Below are 15,496 nucleotides of genomic sequence, written 5' to 3' on the forward strand. Positions count from 1 at the left end.
TAAAGTATCTTTATACAAGTTGATATTAACTATACAAAAGTTAGTTAATTGAAAGGGGTAAGCTTAAATTGTTTATGTTGTAGCGATTTTTTTTGGGATTATATCTTAATATAAAGATTTTTGAAGTGAGTATATGTATCACCATAATATATAAATAATGGAGGAAATAATAATGAATATGGAACTCGGTTTGCTTATTCTTCGTCTGGTTGTCGGTTTGTCTTTTGCAGCGCATGGTGCGCAGAAATTGTTCGGTTGGTTCGGTGGTTATGGTCCAAAGGGAACAGGAGGCTGGATGGAATCCATCGGTATTAAGCCTGGTGTAACCATGGCTGTGCTTGCGGGTCTAATGGAGTTTGTCGGTGGATTGCTGTTTGCTGCAGGATTCTTGACGATTCTGGGTGCTGCACTAATTATCCTTGCGATGCTTGGAGCGATTGTGAAAGTTCACGGACAGAACGGTTACTGGGCAACGGCTAATGGATATGAGCTGAATTTACTCATTATTGCGGTGGCACTCGCTGTTGCTTTGATGGGTGCAGGAGCATATTCGCTCGACGCAGTTATTTTTAACTAAAAAGATCGTAGTATTGATTATCAGCCAAAAGAAAAACCGCTTTTGTTGAAGTGGGTCCCAAAAGTTAGACGCAGTTAATTCATTAAGCAGTATGTGTGGAATGAGTTCGGTATTGTACCGGACTCATTTTTGATTTTTGCCTTTATTAAACTTAATTGATTTCCAGTTTATTCTGGAAACAACCAGATAGTCCACTCTCTTAGAGACTATATTCGGGGTGACTATGCCTCTTACAGCCAAACCAGTAGCAGTCGCTGAGCACCGAAGGCTGGAAATGCATCGGTGGAGTATATCCCACGGATATACGATGCTGAATCTGATGAAAGTGGTTATTCTCAGCGACTAGTTCACGAATGCGTTCTTCACGATCGACCAAGCTCCAGTGTTCGTCTTCACTTGTGTCCATTTGTATTTCCTCTATTAGTTTCAGGTTATCATCTGTTATTTGTTGAACTGAAGTTTCTATTCTATGGTGTTGTCCCATTTTCAGTAAGGAATAAATATACCGGTCCACCCATACAGGCTCCTTCGCATACTCATCCCAACTTTTTTCGAAGAATACAACAGCTTGCCCGTATTGTTTCATTTCCACATACAACTCAGCAATCTCTACATCACCAACGTAATCATCTGTCTCATGGATCAGTGCATCTAAAATTCGTCCTGCTTCATTGAATTGATTTAAATCGATCAGACATTTAGCATAAGCATATTTGGCAAGTTCGCTTTTATCGGCTGCCTTGGAGAAATAGAAAGCGGCCTTTTCTACATCATGAAGCTGGTAGAAGGCAATGGCTAAATTGTAATATGCAATAGGAGATGACGGATCAAATGAGACTGCTTTTTCCAGAGCCCGAACAGCCTCCTGCCACTGCTCTAAATTAAGATAGGCCTCCCCAATTAGGCTATACGGAAAGTGGGAGCTGGGATGTAAGGACGTGCACTCCCTTAGAAGCTCAATAGCTGGCAGATCTCCGCACTCCCAGAAACCCTCTTGATTTCGGATACCCTCTGATATGTACAGAAAAGCCAAGTTATTCAGTGACTGAATATTCCTTGATTCCTCGACAGCTTGTTTGAATAGAAGCAAAGAGGAGTCATAGTCGTTATTTTCAAGCGCCTCAATGGCACGTAAGTTTGTTGTTTTATTCATGTCATAACACTCCTAATGGATACAGTATATAAATAAGGTCCACTTATATTATATACTTGAGATAATATTCCAGAAGGGAGGGGTACTATATGGTGAGATTGATAGCTCGCTCCATGCAGGTTTGTGCGATAAGCAAGGCGGTTGTATGTATGGAGCCTATGATTCATAACCGCTAATAAATCCGAGATGGGTATATTAATTATCGTGCAGACTTTGCGACCTTAGAAATCAACTACTTTTTAAGGAGCAGAGCGAGTATGAAATATATGAATGCGGATGAGGTATTCCCGGCAGAACTTCTGAAGGAAATCCAGAAATATGTGAATGGTGGGATGATTTATGTCCCGAAGCCGGAAGGATCAAGAAAGAAGTGGGGAGAGAATACGGGTGCCAGAGTCTATATAAAACGCAGGAATGAAGAGATTCGTAAGCAGTATTCCGGCGGTATATCGATGGACCAACTGGCAGATCAGTTTTGTCTTTCTTTTGAAAGTATCAAGAAGATTGTGTATGCCAAGAAATAAATGTCGAGGGCCACGCTGAAGTATGGAAGCTGACGTGGCTCTTTGTGATTTCATCTCAACATGACTTATGTAAAACATCGTTCTAATCATTCCCTACCTATCATCTCGGAGATAACTACCTCACAATGGAGTCATCGTGTTAGCCATGTGGGAGGAATGAAGATGAAGCCATTTTTTCAATTTGATACCGCTGCTCACAGGAATTCGTTATTGAACCGGGCAAGAGGCGTCGCGCTTTCGGCGCTCCAGCAGTATGATTTGGCATGGGAACAGATTCAATTTATCGGACTTTCCGATACGATTACATATAAAATAAAGACAAGCACCGGGGAAGCTTACTTGCTCCGAATTCATTCGGATCACATGAGCCAAGAAGAGATCATCTCCGAGCTTAAGTTTCTTCAGGCGCTGAACCAATGCAGTGATCTAGCAGTCCCTGTCGGCGTGGTAAGCCGTAATGGAGCACATGTCTTGGAGATGGAGACAGAAGCAGGGTATCGCCGTCCGTTTATTACGATGATGCACTGGGTTGAGGGAGAACATGCTAGTGGTGAAATTACAGAGAGCCAAGCTTATTACATGGGACGATTGATGGGGAAGCTGCACGAGGCAGCTGTAAATTTCATTCCAGCGTCTGATTTTGTACGTCCTACATGGGATGCTGACAGTTTCAGAAGGAAAATGAATAGATTAGAGCGATATCATTCGTGTTTTCTCTCACCCGAGGGGTGGGCATTATATCAGGCTGCGGCCAACAAGATTGTATCAGAGCTTTCGATCATGCGACCAGAAATTCATAACTTTGGATTGATCCATGCAGATCTTCATCCAGGCAATATTGTTTTTAACGATGGAATGCCTTATCCGATTGATTTCGGAATGTGTGGTTACGGGTATTTTCTGTTCGATATGGGTGGGGCGCTTGTGGGGCTTCATACGAAGCCAAGGCATGCGTTTATAGAAGGTTATAAAAGTGTCCGTAATCTCGACAACGATTACTTAAAGCAGCTGGAGTGTTTTTTCATAATGGCTATGATTGAGAACTATTGCCATCACGCCTCTGATCCAAGAGAAACGGATGGATTGGTTCAAGAGCAGCCACTTGCCCAAGCATACATAAAGGCTTATTTGGAGGGAACACCTTTTCTTTTGAATGCAATCGAGCTTGGAGATACTTGTTAATATCTACGACATAAGGAGTGACTGCGAAAATGTATGAACTGAAAACCAAACCAACAGATCACAGTGTTCTGGAGTTTATCGAGAATGTAGATAGCCCCAAGAAACGTGAGGATGCGTACCGGCTGTTGGACATTTTTACGGAAACGACAGGTTACGAAGCGAAGATGTGGGGACCGAGCATTATCGGATTTGGCTCTTATCATTATAAATATAAGACCGGACACGAAGGAGATGCACCGCTCGTCGGATTTTCCCCTCGTAAAGCGAAGATCAGTCTGTATTTTGCTACAGGAGATACAAAGCGTGATGAGTTGTTAAAGGAATTCGGAAAGTATACCGCTGGCAAAGGGTGTGTATACATCAATAAGCTTGCAGATATCGATACGGACGTGTTGAAAGCCTTGATTAACCAATCCGTAAGTTTCTTGAACGAGCTTTATCCGAGTCATGAATAGTAAGATGCCGAAAAATAAGACAGGAAGAGGCCTCAGATTAAGAAATCTGACCTTTATCCTGTCTTATTCTTTTATGGAGCCAGATTCTTAATCTGGTCCATGGTTTCTTGAATGTTGCTCAGCGTCTGCGCCATTTCCGTGTTCTTGAAATCGGTGATCCCGTTCTCGATTTGAGTTCGATACTCGTCGATCTGCCCGCTTAAGGTTTCGTTATAGCCGACTAAAGTTTCGTGAATGTTCTGGGCAAATGCAGGAGCTTCTAACCCATTGAACTCTGCAATTTGTGTCTTCATATTCTCCAGTTGCTCAGTTAACTTCTCCTTGGCATCAAGGTTATTCGCAGCTTCCTGTGCCAGATCGGGAATCGTTCCAGCGAACTGAGTTGCTTCGTTCACAAAGGTAGTAGCCTGTTCGGTGTAGTCCAGCGAATTGTTTACTTCCTCTACTAGCGAGCAGCCGGATAAGAATAGGAGCACAAGGGTGATCCCCAGCCATTGTTTCATTGATAAACCTCCTGGTAACAAGAATAGTGTGCTTAGTCTTCTATTACGTAAGAAAAGAGCGTATGGTTCGAAGAAAGTGTACTATTTGTTACCCGATTGGAGGGTTTGTTGAAAATGACATAAGGGGCTAATAACGCTTGTCGCTTTGGGTAGGATCTACATTGTCAAAAAAATCTCCGAATCGCACCGATCGCACTCATGATCGTGATGATCAGCGTCCCAAGTACGGCTGCTTCAAATTCAATCCCTTCCGATTTTATAGGCTGAATCACACTTGTACCGGGACCAAGCAGTTCGGTATTCACGTCTTTTGCCGGACCGGTATTGCCGCACAGCAGCGGGCTTAATTGTTTGTTTTGATTACCAGCAAACACGACATACTCTTCTCCACGCTCAAAAAAGGTCCAAAAATTCGAGTGAAGCATGACTATGGATTGCGAAGAATCTCCTTTCCACCACTTGGACACCTGAAAGGTTAGAATATTATTGGATTCAGCAACAAGAGTGCCCTTGAATGTAAGTGTAGAATACTCCATTTCCTCAATTACAGGCCTTGGGGATGCGCATTTTAATGCAGAAACGTCCGGTATACGGAAACCAAGTATGATACTGAGAGCAAACACCGTAACAGCAAGCAACTGAACCCCTTTTTTCATGATGAACTCCCCTTTAAACACATATTTTATATACTGACGAACGGCTAGTTTCAAAGTTGCAGCATTAGATTACAGTTGAAGGATTTATTTTAAATTTCAATAAGCGGGTGAAAAAGTGCCTTTTCATTCATTCAATGCAGGAAGTAGGTGGTAGCTTGCAGAAGATGAGGTAGAGGAATTAAAACGCTTTCATAACTTCAATATGACAATCTAGAAGGGGAGAGACTTCAATCATGCCAAAGTTTGAAACTCGCATCGTTAGCTCATTAGTTAAAATATTTCCTGACCAAGAATGGACTGAACATGAAACGAAGCAAGGGAGCGCTCTGTTAAATGAGACGTTTTCCTTTCAAGTTGCCTATCGCACAGACGGACTGCTTAAAGGAATTCAAGTACGGATTGAGTCAGCGTTATCCGAATCGATTTCGGTAAGGCGGGTAGGCGTTGTTCCTTCTGAATTACCTGTATTTCCAGACCATGATGAACACGTCCTGCGGTCTACGCCGGGACTATATCCTGACCCCCTGTATCCCTTAGCTGAAGGTGAGACTTTGGCTGCTTTACCAGGACAATGGCGGGCCATCTGGATCACCGTAGAACCGAGTGGTATGGTGAATCCAGACAAATATCCGATTGTAGTTCATTTGGAGAATGCCACAGGCGAATCCTTAGGGATGGAGAAGTTTGAGTTGGAATTAATTCCAGCACATCTGCCTGAGCAGAAATTGCTGCATACGGAATGGTTCCATGTAGACTGCCTTGCAACGCAGTATCAAGTCGAAGTATTTAGCGAAGAGCACTGGCAACTAATAGATCGATATGTGGAGACGGCTGTTAAACATGGAGTGAACATGCTCCTTACACCTTTGTTCACCCCACCTTTGGATACAAAAGTAGGCTGGGAGCGTCCGACCGTTCAGTTGTTAGATGTTGAGGTGTTGGATGGGCAGCGGTATAAGTTTGGCTTTGATCGATTAATGAAATGGGTGGATTTATGCCAGAAGAACGGAATCCAATATTTAGAATTCTCTCACTTGTTCACACAGTGGGGAGCGAAGCATGCTCCAAAGATTATGGCTACTGTAAATGGGGAGTATAAGCGGATTTTTGGCTGGGAGACGGATGCTGCTGGCGAAGAGTACTATAGTTTTTTAAAGCAACTCTTGCCGGAGTTAACATCTTGGATCAAAGCACATGGGCTAGAGAATAACAGTTATTTTCACGTTTCGGATGAACCGAATATAAGTCAGCTCGAATCATACGAGAATGCCAGCCGAATTGTGCGGGAGCTGCTGCCTGATTTCCCGATCATTGATGCCTTATCCGATTATGACTTCTACTCCAGAGGTTTAGTACAAATTCCAGTACCAGCGAATGACCATATTACAGCTTTTCTTGAGCATGATGTAACTCCTTTGTGGACGTACTATTGCTGTTCTCAGGACAAGGGAGTATCTAACCGGTTCTTCAGTATGCCTTCTGCCCGCAACCGTATCCTGGGAATTCAGCTCTACAAATATGATGTCACAGGATTTCTGCATTGGGGCTACAACTTCTGGTATTCTCAGTATGCTGTAAAGATGCTTGATCCGTTTCAGGTTACAGATGCGGATGCTGCATTCCCTTCTGGAGATGCCTACTTGGTGTATCCAGGAGCGGAGGGACCTATTGAATCTATACGTCTTGAGGTGCTTCAAGAAGCTTTGCAGGATTTACGTGCACTACGTCTGCTTGAAGAGATCTATGGACGCGAATATGTACTGGATGTGCTCGAGGAAGGGCTAGAGGAGCCGATTACATTCAGTAACTATCCACGAGACGCCTCATGGTTGTTGTCAAAGAGAGAGTGGATCAACAGCCGTATTCAAGCGCATTACGCAGTACATGCGGAAGGCTAGAGAAGGTCTACTGTATCGCTGATCTATGGTCTGAAAATATAAAAAAAACGGCTGCACAAGTTTGAAATCTTGCGTAGCCGTTTTTTTACTAAATATCCATTTGACCGTTCTCACTCAAAGTCCTAATTCTTCTTCTATTCCCCTCATCATCTCAAAAGCACCAGAGGAGATATTGGCACACACTGCAAGCTTGATTTCTGCCTCAGGGTAATATGCGGAGTGAAAACACACGCCAGGATCATAACCCATCACATGATACTTATACACTGCGTTGTTCTTCATCCCGATCCACACGCCGTATCCGTAACAATTCCCATCTTCCTCTTTAGTGTGAGGAGTGAGCAGCTCAGTGGTCATATCCTTACCTAACAGCTTGTGATTCATGAGCGCATCCCACAGCTTCATCATATCCGGCGCCGTAACAAAAGCTCCACCGTCCGAACCACCTTGTACCGGTAGAGAATAGATATTCGTCCTCCAAGTGCCATCTTCATGATCGATGTATCCAATCGCGGTATTACCAGGCAGCGCGTCGAGCGCGAAATAACCGGAATTTCTCATGCCTGCCGTGTCGAAAATCCGTGATTGTACATAGCATGTATATTTCATACCGCTAATATTTTCGATGATTAATCCAAGTAGAATGAACCCTGTATTGTTATATTGAAACCGTTCGCCAGGAGCAAACTTCATCTGACCATGCTTGAATAGGGGGAGGAAATCGTGAAGTCTGCGCATATGGTACATTGGCTGTTCAACCCACAATTGTTCAAAGTCATCCATGACGTCTTCATCAAAATAATCCGGTACCCCCGACGTATGCGTCAGAAGGTGACGTATCGTAATATTCGTATCGAAATGCGGAAATGATTCGTCCAGACATTCATGCAATCTAGAATCCAGCGAAAGCTTCCCATCCTCTATAAGCTGACAAATAGCAATGGAGGTGAAAATTTTGCAACCTGATGCAATACCGTAACGTGTCTCTGTGTGATTACTCAGTTGTTCTGCCCGATTGGCGTAACCGAAACTGGAGTCTGCGAGGATATCCTCATTCTTACGCACAAGGATCGTTCCTGAGAAAGCGTTGTTCTTTTGAATATGATCAATTCTCGACAGTAAATGTTCAGTCATAGAGTGACCTCTCTTCATATGTAATAAAAAGGCAAGCGGGATCTCTATTTCACGAGGATCTGCTTGCTGATTAAACAGCGGGATGCTGCACTGCAGTGATCGTCTTATTCTTGCCGCTTCGTTTGGCTGCATAGAGCATGGAATCAGCTTCGGAGAATATAGCAGCTTTTCCACTTCCGTAGCGATAAGAGGCGAGTCCAATGCTGACGGTTACGTTCTTGCCGTTCATTTCATGATGGCGTAACATTTCGACCTGTGCTCGAATACGTTCGATGGAATCGAACGCCTGTGCTGGCGATTTATCTGCGAAGATTACCGCGAACTCTTCCCCGCCGAACCTTGCCGTAATATCATCTGGAGATAATATGTACTGTTTCACGACCTGAGCTACACGTTCGAGAATAATATCGCCAACGGCATGTCCGTATGTATCGTTCACTTTTTTGAAATTATCAATGTCGATAATGGCTAATTGTAGGGGTAACTCATACTTGTCACTTTGGGCAATCAGATTGTCTAAGTATTCATGGAATGTCTTATGATTATATAAATCCGTCAGTGCATCGAATTTAGTCTGTCGATCCATGATGACTGTTCGGATGAGTAGATCCTGTTCTGATTGAATTGCCTTGCCTAGAAATCTAAGCAGATCTCGTCGCTGTTCTAATAACCCGTACAATATGCCGAAGGCACCCAGCATGACAAGAACATAAATCATGAGGTCGCTAATCGATGTACGTTCATATAACTGCGGAATCGTGAGGTATAGAACCGTTAAACATACCGCTGCAGATGTCAGAGCAAAGACGAGTTTGCGATGTTCATCATAGATTAAAGACAGCATTATCGGAAAGAGTAGTACATATTCGAATCCGTCTACGGTTGAATATGTAGCAATCAGAATGGAGGCGAGTCCGATCCCTGTTGTGATAATAAGATAAGGGTGCTCCCATTTTAACCGAAGGATAATAATTTCGACAGCTCCCATGAGGATAAGCTGTAAGACAAAAGGGATCACCACATCATAGATAATATATTCATTGATTTGAAGCATTGGTTGACCGATCATAATGAACAAGGCTGCAAGCTGGGTCATCAACGATACAAGGACGATAATCCAGTATGTATTCATAATTCTTCGGTTCCACAATCTGCGTTGGAGTTGCATCCATTCCAGCTTGTTCATTTGATTCTCACCACCCTTGCGAGGTATATCACTATGATTTTAATGTAAAAAAATGTAAAATTATACTTTGGGTATACTCATTGTAATATAGGAAATCAGAATAATCTACAACATTTGGAAAAGGATCAAAATAGCTGTAATAATGTTAGCAAGAAGCATGGGATATCAAAATTCGCGACATTTTTATATGTCGTAATTGGAGAGATATATTCTATATGTTATTCTTGAGGAATGGAGTATTCCAAGTGGTTATGAACGGAAGGAGGATCATGCGTGACTCAACAGAATGAAATATCTTCTTCATTATATGAGCTCTTAAATGGGATGAATCTGGAGGACAAACAGCATGAGGCAATGATGCTACTAACCGTAACCGAAGACCTTTGGCCGCATACGGCGATGGTGAGTGTAGGAGAGGTTATTGCAATAGATCAGAAGACATTGCGACTGTCTCTTTGGTTGGGCACACAGACAACAGGAAATATTATCCGTAGCGGTAAAGCTACGCTGGTAGCTTTATATGATGGAGTTGCTCATTATGTACGTCTAGAGCTATCCAAGTTGCCTGAGCTTTCTATGCCTCTTCATCCACGTGAACGCTTTGAGGCCAAGGTCGTTTGGGTTCGAGAGGATACGGCCAAATATGCTGAGATAAATTCGGGTGTGAAGATCACTTTAAAAGATCCAGATGAAGTACTCATTCGCTGGAGAGAGACAATTCTGGAACTCCAGTCGTAGTGGGTAAAAACGGAATGATTGACGAATTCATCCGAGGATAAATTTTGGTCGTATGTTATATTTTTCATCATATTTGCATAATATAATAAAAAAGATTTCTCACAAAATATGACTTCAACATTTGCCATTACGCTCTAAGTGTGATAATATAGGACTATCGAAATCGACCTGAATTCACATATTGTAGAGGGTTGAAATTTCAGGTAACCTTGTACAATATGTGAATTTTTTTATTCGTCTACGAAGTAAAAAAAGGTCATGTAAATAATCTTCAAGGAGGTACACCCCATGCAAACAGGTACTGTTAAATGGTTTAATGCAGAGAAGGGCTTCGGTTTTATCGAAGTTGAAGGCGGAAACGATGTATTCGTTCACTTCAGCGCGATCCAAGGCGATGGCTTCAAAACATTGGACGAAGGCCAACGCGTAGAATTCAACATCGTTGAAGGAAACCGTGGACCACAAGCTGAGAACGTTGTAAAACTGTAAGACCAAAAAGGCGGACTGCCCTTAATGTGTAACATTAAGGGCAGTTTTGTTTTATTATTCTGCGACGAGGACAAGGAGGAGTGTTCATGTATTCGCGTAAGAACGCAATGGAAAGCATCCCCGAAGAAATGACAGAAGTATGGTCATGCACGAAGGATGATTGTAAAGGTTGGATCAGGGATGATTTTGCATTTGAAACAGAGCCTGTCTGTTTGCTGTGTGAGTCTCCTATGGTGAAAGAAACGAGAAAGCTGCCCTTGCTCGTCAATACGAATAAGAAGCAAAAGTCCCTTAGTAAGGGAATCCTGATCGATCGGAAGTAGCGGCTAAGACCAGCGAAAGCGATAGGTACGGTCGGTATCTTTTCGAAGATGTACGAACTTCCGTAGCATCTAACGATGCTCCGTTTAAATTTGACGGAGCTGGTTAGTAATATATGTTCCGTTTTTTAGACGCAGGGGCATGTAGAAGGTGCGGAAAGCGCATAAATTCCAAAGGAGTGAACCGTATTGAACACGCAAAACGAGGTACTGAAACGCAACATTGACAACATGATCATACAGGAGAATCAGGAAGGCTTGAATGACCAGGAGAAGTTCATCATGCAGAAGCTGATGAGGGACAAATATCAAATGGAGCATGAGAGCAAATTAGAGAACAGTGAAGACGATAACGCGAACAAGTAAGGATTTTACTTTAATCCGGTAACGAATGACTGTTTCATATAAAAGGCGTGAACAAGCGGATTTATCTGCGGTTCGCGCCTTTTTTTGATTCCGCCATAAATATCGTATGAAAGTGCTGTCTGATGCGGAGTTTGAGGATATTTAGCGATTAATAGGGAACAATTTACATTAATTGGTCTTCCATTGTAAGGATAAAACATGTAATCTATGAAAATGTTAACTAATAACATGTGTATTAGGATCTCCTAACAAAGGAAGTGAATGTATGGAAGTTGAATCCCTGCTCCAGGTGGAGAAACTGGCACGAAAAAAGATGAAGATTTTTAAACAAAGCAAGATACGCTATTTGGCACGGTCAGCACTGGCAAGTATGTTCATCGGGTTTGGGGTCATTGTTGCTTTTAAGACCGGAAGCTTCTTCTATGCAGAGCATTCCCCATTTACGTACCCGATGGCAGCCTTAACATTTGGATCAGCTATTATTCTGATCGCTTACGGTGGCGGTGACTTGTTTACGGGAAATACCTTTTATTACTCGTATTCGGCTATTCGTAAAACGCTAAGGTGGATAGAGGTTATTAAGCTTTGGATTACAAGTTATATTGGCAATATTCTTGGTGCATGTGCATTTGCGCTGTTGATTTACCTAACGGGGTTGTTTAACGATCCTTCCGTGAATGGTTTCCTGATGGGTGTAGTAGAGAAGAAGATGAACGCCCCGGTGGTTGAATTATTCTTCCGTGCTATTCTGTGTAACTGGTTGGTCTGTCTGGCCTTCTTCATTCCGATGGGACTGAAAGGTGACGGTCCGAAGCTGTTTGCCATGATGCTGTTTGTGTTCTGTTTCTTCATTTCTGGTTACGAGCACAGTATTGCTAATATGTGTACCTTTGCGATTGCACTGGTGGTAGAGCATCCTGATACCATCTCGCTTGGTGGTGTATGGTACAATCTTATACCAGTAACCTTGGGCAATTTGATCGGTGGCGGTGTGTTCATGGCGTTTATGTATCATTATGTGAATAAGCCGTTTATGGATGAACCTTTAGATTAAAATATGAGAACACAAAATGGAGCTGTCCCAAAAGTAGATTTTCCTACTTAAGGACAGCTCCTTCATCAATTGTTATAGAAAAAAGTCGAAGGCAGGCTCGATAGGAGTTCTTGTCTTCGACCTTTTTAATTTATTGTCGCCTACTTTAGCAGATTGTGGGCAATTGAAAGCCATCCAACCTCAAGGCTATTTTGGACAAGACCTGAAGCAGAAAGTGTCGGTGCCAGTCGGTATCCCTCATCACTTTGAAGCAGCTGCCGTACTTGCTGTTTTTGACGAAGCAGCGGAGAGAACGAAACGATTCCGGACCAGCGGCAGCGATCGCCTAAAAGCTTTCAGAAGGAAAGCTAGCACCGGAAGCATATGCCTTTGCCCCCGAATTTCTTCATTGCTAGAATAATTATCGGAAATTTGGGGGCAACAGCGAGGGGAAGAACGTTTCGTACGCGGAGCGTCTCACACAAACAAACGAGGCCATCCCGCAGATCATAAATCTTTTGGAACAGCCTCTTATATATATATTATAAGTTCTTGAGACGCCCTACTGAGCAGGCTCCAGCAAAGACAGTGTCATCTCGATTTTGCGTGTAATTTCCTTCTGCCATTTCTTATCTCCTAGCTGAATGGCAAGATTGAGCAGGTCCAGGTAATCGTCAACCTGCAAGTTGCTTCGTTGAAGATTAGAATTCATAGGGCTCGGGTTCTCCTTTATATATGTTATCTCGATCAAATTCTCATTGTATTCTCAAATGCCTGGTAATGATAATCATTATCACAACCTCTTCTAATCCTTATTATAATGTGTTCTCGCTGGATTGCAAGTTATATTATGCAAAATGCTCAGATTACGAAAATTGCTGACGATACTTCCGTGGAGATATTCCTTCCTGTTTAGTGAAACAGGAGGTGAAATAGGCGGCATGATTAAATCCGACCTCTTCTGCAATCCGGCTCACACTCTGATCGGTCTGCAGAAGCAACACCTTAGCCTGCTCAATTCGGTAGCGGAGCAAATATTCAACAGGAGAGCATCCGAACTCCTTTTGCATACAGCGGGCAATATAGACGGGATGAAAGTTGATGTTCTCCCCGAGCGTTTGGGCCTTGAATTCCTCTCGAAAGTGCTCGCGTAAGTATGTAGCAGCTTGTTCCGCGCAGGAAGAGGACGGGGAGGATACGGACGTATTCCTAGCGGCAGCGAGCTGTTCGATCAGTTCTTGAAAGAGTAGCTGCTGTCTCCATAGTGATTGAATGCGGTGCCCGTTTTGGACAAGTGCGGCAAGGGAGTCGAGCAGATCATAGACTTTTTGCGGTTGTGGTAAATTGCTGAACTGAGGAACGCGAATAGTGAAGTAATTCGAAGTGAAAGGCTGAAGCTCTGGCAATTCTTCTTTCTTGGGCACAGTACAGTGCTCATCTAAGCTCCACAAACCTGAGGACTGAAAATGAAGCCAATAATAGATTGTATCCTCAGTGCAGCCTTGTGTCGGATAATGATGGGCATCCGGCCGCAGAATTAAAAACGATCCAGCTTCGATATCGTAACCCAGTTCATTCTCAGAGACATACAAGCATCCCTGACGAACGACAAGTAGATCAAATACACCTATATTTCGGCGGTTAGGGTGTTTGGCTCCTATGTTTGCTGTTGTTGTTCCACTGATGATGTATTCAGGAAGAGGAGGGACTGTAAAGTGAAGAATGGTCATATGCTAAATTTCTCCCTCTTTTTTGAAGTTTGAATCTTTATAATTCTAGTTCATAAAATGATACTTTTAAAACAGTATACCATCTATAATTAGAAGCTGTTATAAGCAACTATGCTGGCAATAAGATTCAGCTCGGGGAAAAGGTTGGAGGTTTGAATATTGGATAAAGGAAAGAATAATTTTACATTATGGGTTCTGGCATGGCCGATCTTTATTGAGTTGTTTCTTCAATTTCTATTAGGTGCGGTAGATACACTCATGGTAAGCCGGATATCAGATGATGCGGTTGCTGTGGTTGGATTCTCGAATCAGCTGTTCCAAGCAATGACAACGCTATTCATGACCGTGGCAAGTGGTGCGGGGATCCTGATTGCTCAGAAGCTGGGGGCATTTAAAAATCTAGATGCGCGAAAAATCGGTATCATGGCTCTAAGTGTTAGTACAATTATTGGTGTGCTTTTGAGCGGTGTTTTATATATATTTCCAACACAGATCGCTTCTGCGCTGCAGCTTCCAGATCGACTGTTGCCACTGGCGGATACGTATATTTCGATCGTAGGCGGAGGTATGGTTCTGGTCGCTATGATGTCTACAATGAGTACGGTTATTCGGAACACAGGCAATACGAAAGGGCCGATGTATACGGCGGTCGGGATGAATATCATCCACGTATTCTTGAACTACGGATTTATATTTGGTGCATTTGGTCTTCCGCAATGGGGTCTGATGGGTGTAGCCATATCCACAGTGATCAGTCGGTTATTGGCTGTGGTCATCCTCATGTTCATGTTCGTGAGGTCCTTCGAATACCGCATTCGCTTAAGAGAGTTCCGTTTATTTGATAAGCCGCTGTTCAAAGAAATCATAAATATCGGCTGGCCGCTCGGTGTGAACATGTCTTGCTGGGTATTCTCTCAGCTCATTATTTATACGTTCATTGCACAGCTCGGGGCAATCGAGCTTGCTGCCCGGACTTATATGAACACGCTGGAATCCATGTGTTTCTTGTTAGGAATGTCTATTGCAACGGGAGCCCAAATCCAGATCGCGCATCTGTACGGTGCAGGACGGACAAAAGAGGCTTATAAGGCGGCGTACCGTGCGTTCGGTGTTGGTTTTATTTTTGTGGGCGTGAGCGCGCTGGTGATCTACGTGTCTGGAGCTCAAATTCTGGGGTTGTTTACACAGGATCCTGAGATTATCGCAATCGGTGTTTCCTTGCTTGGACTGAACCTGATCCTGCAGCCGGGTAAACTGCTTAACATGACGCTCGGGAACTCGCTGAATGCACTCGGAGATACCCGGTTTACGATGTATATTTCACTGGGCTCGATGTGGGTCATCGCGACAGGGATGTCTTATCTGCTCGGTTTACACTATGGATGGGGACTGGTCGGGATTTATTGTTGTATGATTACGGATGAATATGTACGTGGTGTGCTGTCATTCTTCCGCTGGCGTGGTCAGAAAGTGCTTAGGAAGGCAGAGGCCCAGAAAAGCGAGTCTCATGAGACAGGACCACAATCTGCATTATTTGAAGGTGTGTGATAAA

19 protein-coding genes are annotated in these 15,496 nt (G+C 43.2%); 12 read left to right on the plus strand and 7 right to left on the minus strand.

The genetic code is table 11. The annotated features are described in order from the left end of the window. Positions 1-172: 172 nt before the first annotated feature. Positions 173-577, plus strand: coding sequence for a DoxX family protein (locus ACK8P5_RS02845; protein ID WP_422659490.1), 405 nt, complete (start codon positions 173-175; stop codon positions 575-577). A 199-nt stretch (positions 578-776) separates the two neighbouring features. On the opposite strand, the gene ACK8P5_RS02850 is transcribed toward ACK8P5_RS02845, so the two are convergent. Then, positions 777-1,730 carry a tetratricopeptide repeat protein gene (locus ACK8P5_RS02850; protein WP_422659491.1) on the minus strand — a complete coding sequence of 318 codons (954 nt, stop codon included), beginning with the start codon at positions 1,728-1,730 and terminating at the stop codon, positions 777-779. Between the two features lie 257 nt (positions 1,731-1,987). Between ACK8P5_RS02850 and ACK8P5_RS02855 the strand changes: the two genes are divergently transcribed. From ACK8P5_RS02855 to ACK8P5_RS02865, 3 genes are all read left to right on the plus strand, one after another. Next, entirely contained in the window at positions 1,988-2,254 is a 267-nt protein-coding gene (locus tag ACK8P5_RS02855; RefSeq protein WP_422659492.1) for a CD3324 family protein, read from the plus strand. Positions 2,255-2,416: 162 nt separating this feature from the next. Beyond that, positions 2,417-3,436, plus strand: a complete 1,020-nt coding sequence (locus ACK8P5_RS02860; RefSeq protein WP_422659493.1) for a phosphotransferase enzyme family protein — start codon at positions 2,417-2,419, stop codon at positions 3,434-3,436. Positions 3,437-3,465: 29 nt separating this feature from the next. After that, on the plus strand, positions 3,466-3,891 hold the full coding sequence (locus tag ACK8P5_RS02865; RefSeq protein ID WP_422659494.1) for a DUF1801 domain-containing protein: 426 nt from the start codon (positions 3,466-3,468) through the stop codon (positions 3,889-3,891). Positions 3,892-3,962: 71 nt separating this feature from the next. Here the strand turns inward: ACK8P5_RS02865 and ACK8P5_RS02870 are convergent, their stop codons facing one another. Further along, entirely contained in the window at positions 3,963-4,394 is a 432-nt protein-coding gene (locus tag ACK8P5_RS02870) for a DUF6376 family protein (RefSeq protein WP_422659495.1), read from the minus strand. Positions 4,395-4,558: 164 nt separating this feature from the next. After that, positions 4,559-5,050: a hypothetical protein gene (locus tag ACK8P5_RS02875; RefSeq protein ID WP_422659496.1), complete on the minus strand. Its 492-nt coding sequence runs from the start codon at positions 5,048-5,050 to the stop codon at positions 4,559-4,561. A gap of 233 nt (positions 5,051-5,283) precedes the next feature. Between ACK8P5_RS02875 and ACK8P5_RS02880 the strand changes: the two genes are divergently transcribed. Continuing rightward, entirely contained in the window at positions 5,284-6,948 is a 1,665-nt protein-coding gene (locus ACK8P5_RS02880) for a DUF4091 domain-containing protein (protein WP_422659497.1), read from the plus strand. A gap of 114 nt (positions 6,949-7,062) precedes the next feature. Here the strand turns inward: ACK8P5_RS02880 and ACK8P5_RS02885 are convergent, their stop codons facing one another. Both ACK8P5_RS02885 and ACK8P5_RS02890 read right to left on the minus strand, forming a co-directional pair. Beyond that, entirely contained in the window at positions 7,063-8,082 is a 1,020-nt protein-coding gene (locus ACK8P5_RS02885; protein WP_422659498.1) for a serine hydrolase domain-containing protein, read from the minus strand. Positions 8,083-8,152: 70 nt separating this feature from the next. Next, entirely contained in the window at positions 8,153-9,268 is a 1,116-nt protein-coding gene (locus ACK8P5_RS02890; RefSeq protein WP_422659499.1) for a diguanylate cyclase, read from the minus strand. A gap of 324 nt (positions 9,269-9,592) precedes the next feature. Between ACK8P5_RS02890 and ACK8P5_RS02895 the strand changes: the two genes are divergently transcribed. The 6 genes from ACK8P5_RS02895 to ACK8P5_RS02920 all read left to right on the plus strand — a co-directional run bounded on the left by ACK8P5_RS02895 (position 9,593) and on the right by ACK8P5_RS02920 (position 12,635). After that, positions 9,593-10,006, plus strand: coding sequence for a pyridoxamine 5'-phosphate oxidase family protein (locus ACK8P5_RS02895; protein ID WP_422661350.1), 414 nt, complete (start codon positions 9,593-9,595; stop codon positions 10,004-10,006). Positions 10,007-10,294: 288 nt separating this feature from the next. Next, entirely contained in the window at positions 10,295-10,495 is a 201-nt protein-coding gene (gene cspD / locus ACK8P5_RS02900) for a cold-shock protein CspD (RefSeq protein ID WP_006207896.1), read from the plus strand. 86 nt (positions 10,496-10,581) lie between these two features. Then, on the plus strand, positions 10,582-10,818 hold the full coding sequence (locus tag ACK8P5_RS02905) for a cold-shock protein (protein WP_422659500.1): 237 nt from the start codon (positions 10,582-10,584) through the stop codon (positions 10,816-10,818). 186 nt (positions 10,819-11,004) lie between these two features. Continuing rightward, a complete protein-coding gene (locus ACK8P5_RS02910; protein ID WP_422659501.1) occupies positions 11,005-11,181 on the plus strand; it encodes a hypothetical protein in 177 nt (58 codons plus the stop codon). 265 nt (positions 11,182-11,446) lie between these two features. Further along, positions 11,447-12,235 (plus strand): formate/nitrite transporter family protein, encoded by a 789-nt coding sequence (locus ACK8P5_RS02915; RefSeq protein ID WP_422659502.1) that lies wholly within the window; start codon positions 11,447-11,449, stop codon positions 12,233-12,235. A 133-nt stretch (positions 12,236-12,368) separates the two neighbouring features. Continuing rightward, positions 12,369-12,635, plus strand: coding sequence for a hypothetical protein (locus tag ACK8P5_RS02920; protein WP_422659503.1), 267 nt, complete (start codon positions 12,369-12,371; stop codon positions 12,633-12,635). Between the two features lie 141 nt (positions 12,636-12,776). Here the strand turns inward: ACK8P5_RS02920 and ACK8P5_RS02925 are convergent, their stop codons facing one another. Both ACK8P5_RS02925 and ACK8P5_RS02930 read right to left on the minus strand, forming a co-directional pair. Beyond that, the gene (locus ACK8P5_RS02925; RefSeq protein ID WP_422659504.1) at positions 12,777-12,926 is read right to left on the minus strand and encodes a hypothetical protein; all 150 of its coding nucleotides are present in this window, start codon (positions 12,924-12,926) and stop codon (positions 12,777-12,779) included. A 154-nt stretch (positions 12,927-13,080) separates the two neighbouring features. Continuing rightward, on the minus strand, positions 13,081-13,944 hold the full coding sequence (locus tag ACK8P5_RS02930; protein WP_422659505.1) for a helix-turn-helix transcriptional regulator: 864 nt from the start codon (positions 13,942-13,944) through the stop codon (positions 13,081-13,083). A 156-nt stretch (positions 13,945-14,100) separates the two neighbouring features. Between ACK8P5_RS02930 and ACK8P5_RS02935 the strand changes: the two genes are divergently transcribed. Then, on the plus strand, positions 14,101-15,492 hold the full coding sequence (locus ACK8P5_RS02935) for an MATE family efflux transporter (RefSeq protein ID WP_422661351.1): 1,392 nt from the start codon (positions 14,101-14,103) through the stop codon (positions 15,490-15,492). Positions 15,493-15,496 lie beyond the last annotated feature (4 nt).

Origin of the sequence: Paenibacillus sp. EC2-1 (assembly GCF_049311625.1) — a bacterium.
GTDB lineage: Bacteria > Bacillota > Bacilli > Paenibacillales > Paenibacillaceae > Paenibacillus_AQ.

Excerpts from the sequence above, each read along its gene's own strand:
- ACK8P5_RS02875 (WP_422659496.1), bottom strand. The coding sequence starts at position 5,050 with ATGAAAAAAGGGGTTCAGTTGCTTGCTGTTACGGTGTTTGCTCTCAGT.
- ACK8P5_RS02845 (WP_422659490.1), top strand. The coding sequence starts at position 173 with ATGAATATGGAACTCGGTTTGCTTATTCTTCGTCTGGTTGTCGGTTTG.
- cspD (WP_006207896.1), top strand. The coding sequence starts at position 10,295 with ATGCAAACAGGTACTGTTAAATGGTTTAATGCAGAGAAGGGCTTCGGT.
- ACK8P5_RS02865 (WP_422659494.1), top strand. The coding sequence starts at position 3,466 with ATGTATGAACTGAAAACCAAACCAACAGATCACAGTGTTCTGGAGTTT.
- ACK8P5_RS02905 (WP_422659500.1), top strand. The coding sequence starts at position 10,582 with ATGTATTCGCGTAAGAACGCAATGGAAAGCATCCCCGAAGAAATGACA.
- ACK8P5_RS02850 (WP_422659491.1), bottom strand. The coding sequence starts at position 1,730 with ATGAATAAAACAACAAACTTACGTGCCATTGAGGCGCTTGAAAATAAC.
- ACK8P5_RS02925 (WP_422659504.1), bottom strand. The coding sequence starts at position 12,926 with ATGAATTCTAATCTTCAACGAAGCAACTTGCAGGTTGACGATTACCTG.
- ACK8P5_RS02885 (WP_422659498.1), bottom strand. The coding sequence starts at position 8,082 with ATGACTGAACATTTACTGTCGAGAATTGATCATATTCAAAAGAACAAC.
- ACK8P5_RS02870 (WP_422659495.1), bottom strand. The coding sequence starts at position 4,394 with ATGAAACAATGGCTGGGGATCACCCTTGTGCTCCTATTCTTATCCGGC.
- ACK8P5_RS02890 (WP_422659499.1), bottom strand. The coding sequence starts at position 9,268 with ATGAACAAGCTGGAATGGATGCAACTCCAACGCAGATTGTGGAACCGA.
- ACK8P5_RS02860 (WP_422659493.1), top strand. The coding sequence starts at position 2,417 with ATGAAGCCATTTTTTCAATTTGATACCGCTGCTCACAGGAATTCGTTA.
- ACK8P5_RS02915 (WP_422659502.1), top strand. The coding sequence starts at position 11,447 with ATGGAAGTTGAATCCCTGCTCCAGGTGGAGAAACTGGCACGAAAAAAG.
- ACK8P5_RS02880 (WP_422659497.1), top strand. The coding sequence starts at position 5,284 with ATGCCAAAGTTTGAAACTCGCATCGTTAGCTCATTAGTTAAAATATTT.
- ACK8P5_RS02930 (WP_422659505.1), bottom strand. The coding sequence starts at position 13,944 with ATGACCATTCTTCACTTTACAGTCCCTCCTCTTCCTGAATACATCATC.
- ACK8P5_RS02855 (WP_422659492.1), top strand. The coding sequence starts at position 1,988 with ATGAAATATATGAATGCGGATGAGGTATTCCCGGCAGAACTTCTGAAG.
- ACK8P5_RS02895 (WP_422661350.1), top strand. The coding sequence starts at position 9,593 with ATGAATCTGGAGGACAAACAGCATGAGGCAATGATGCTACTAACCGTA.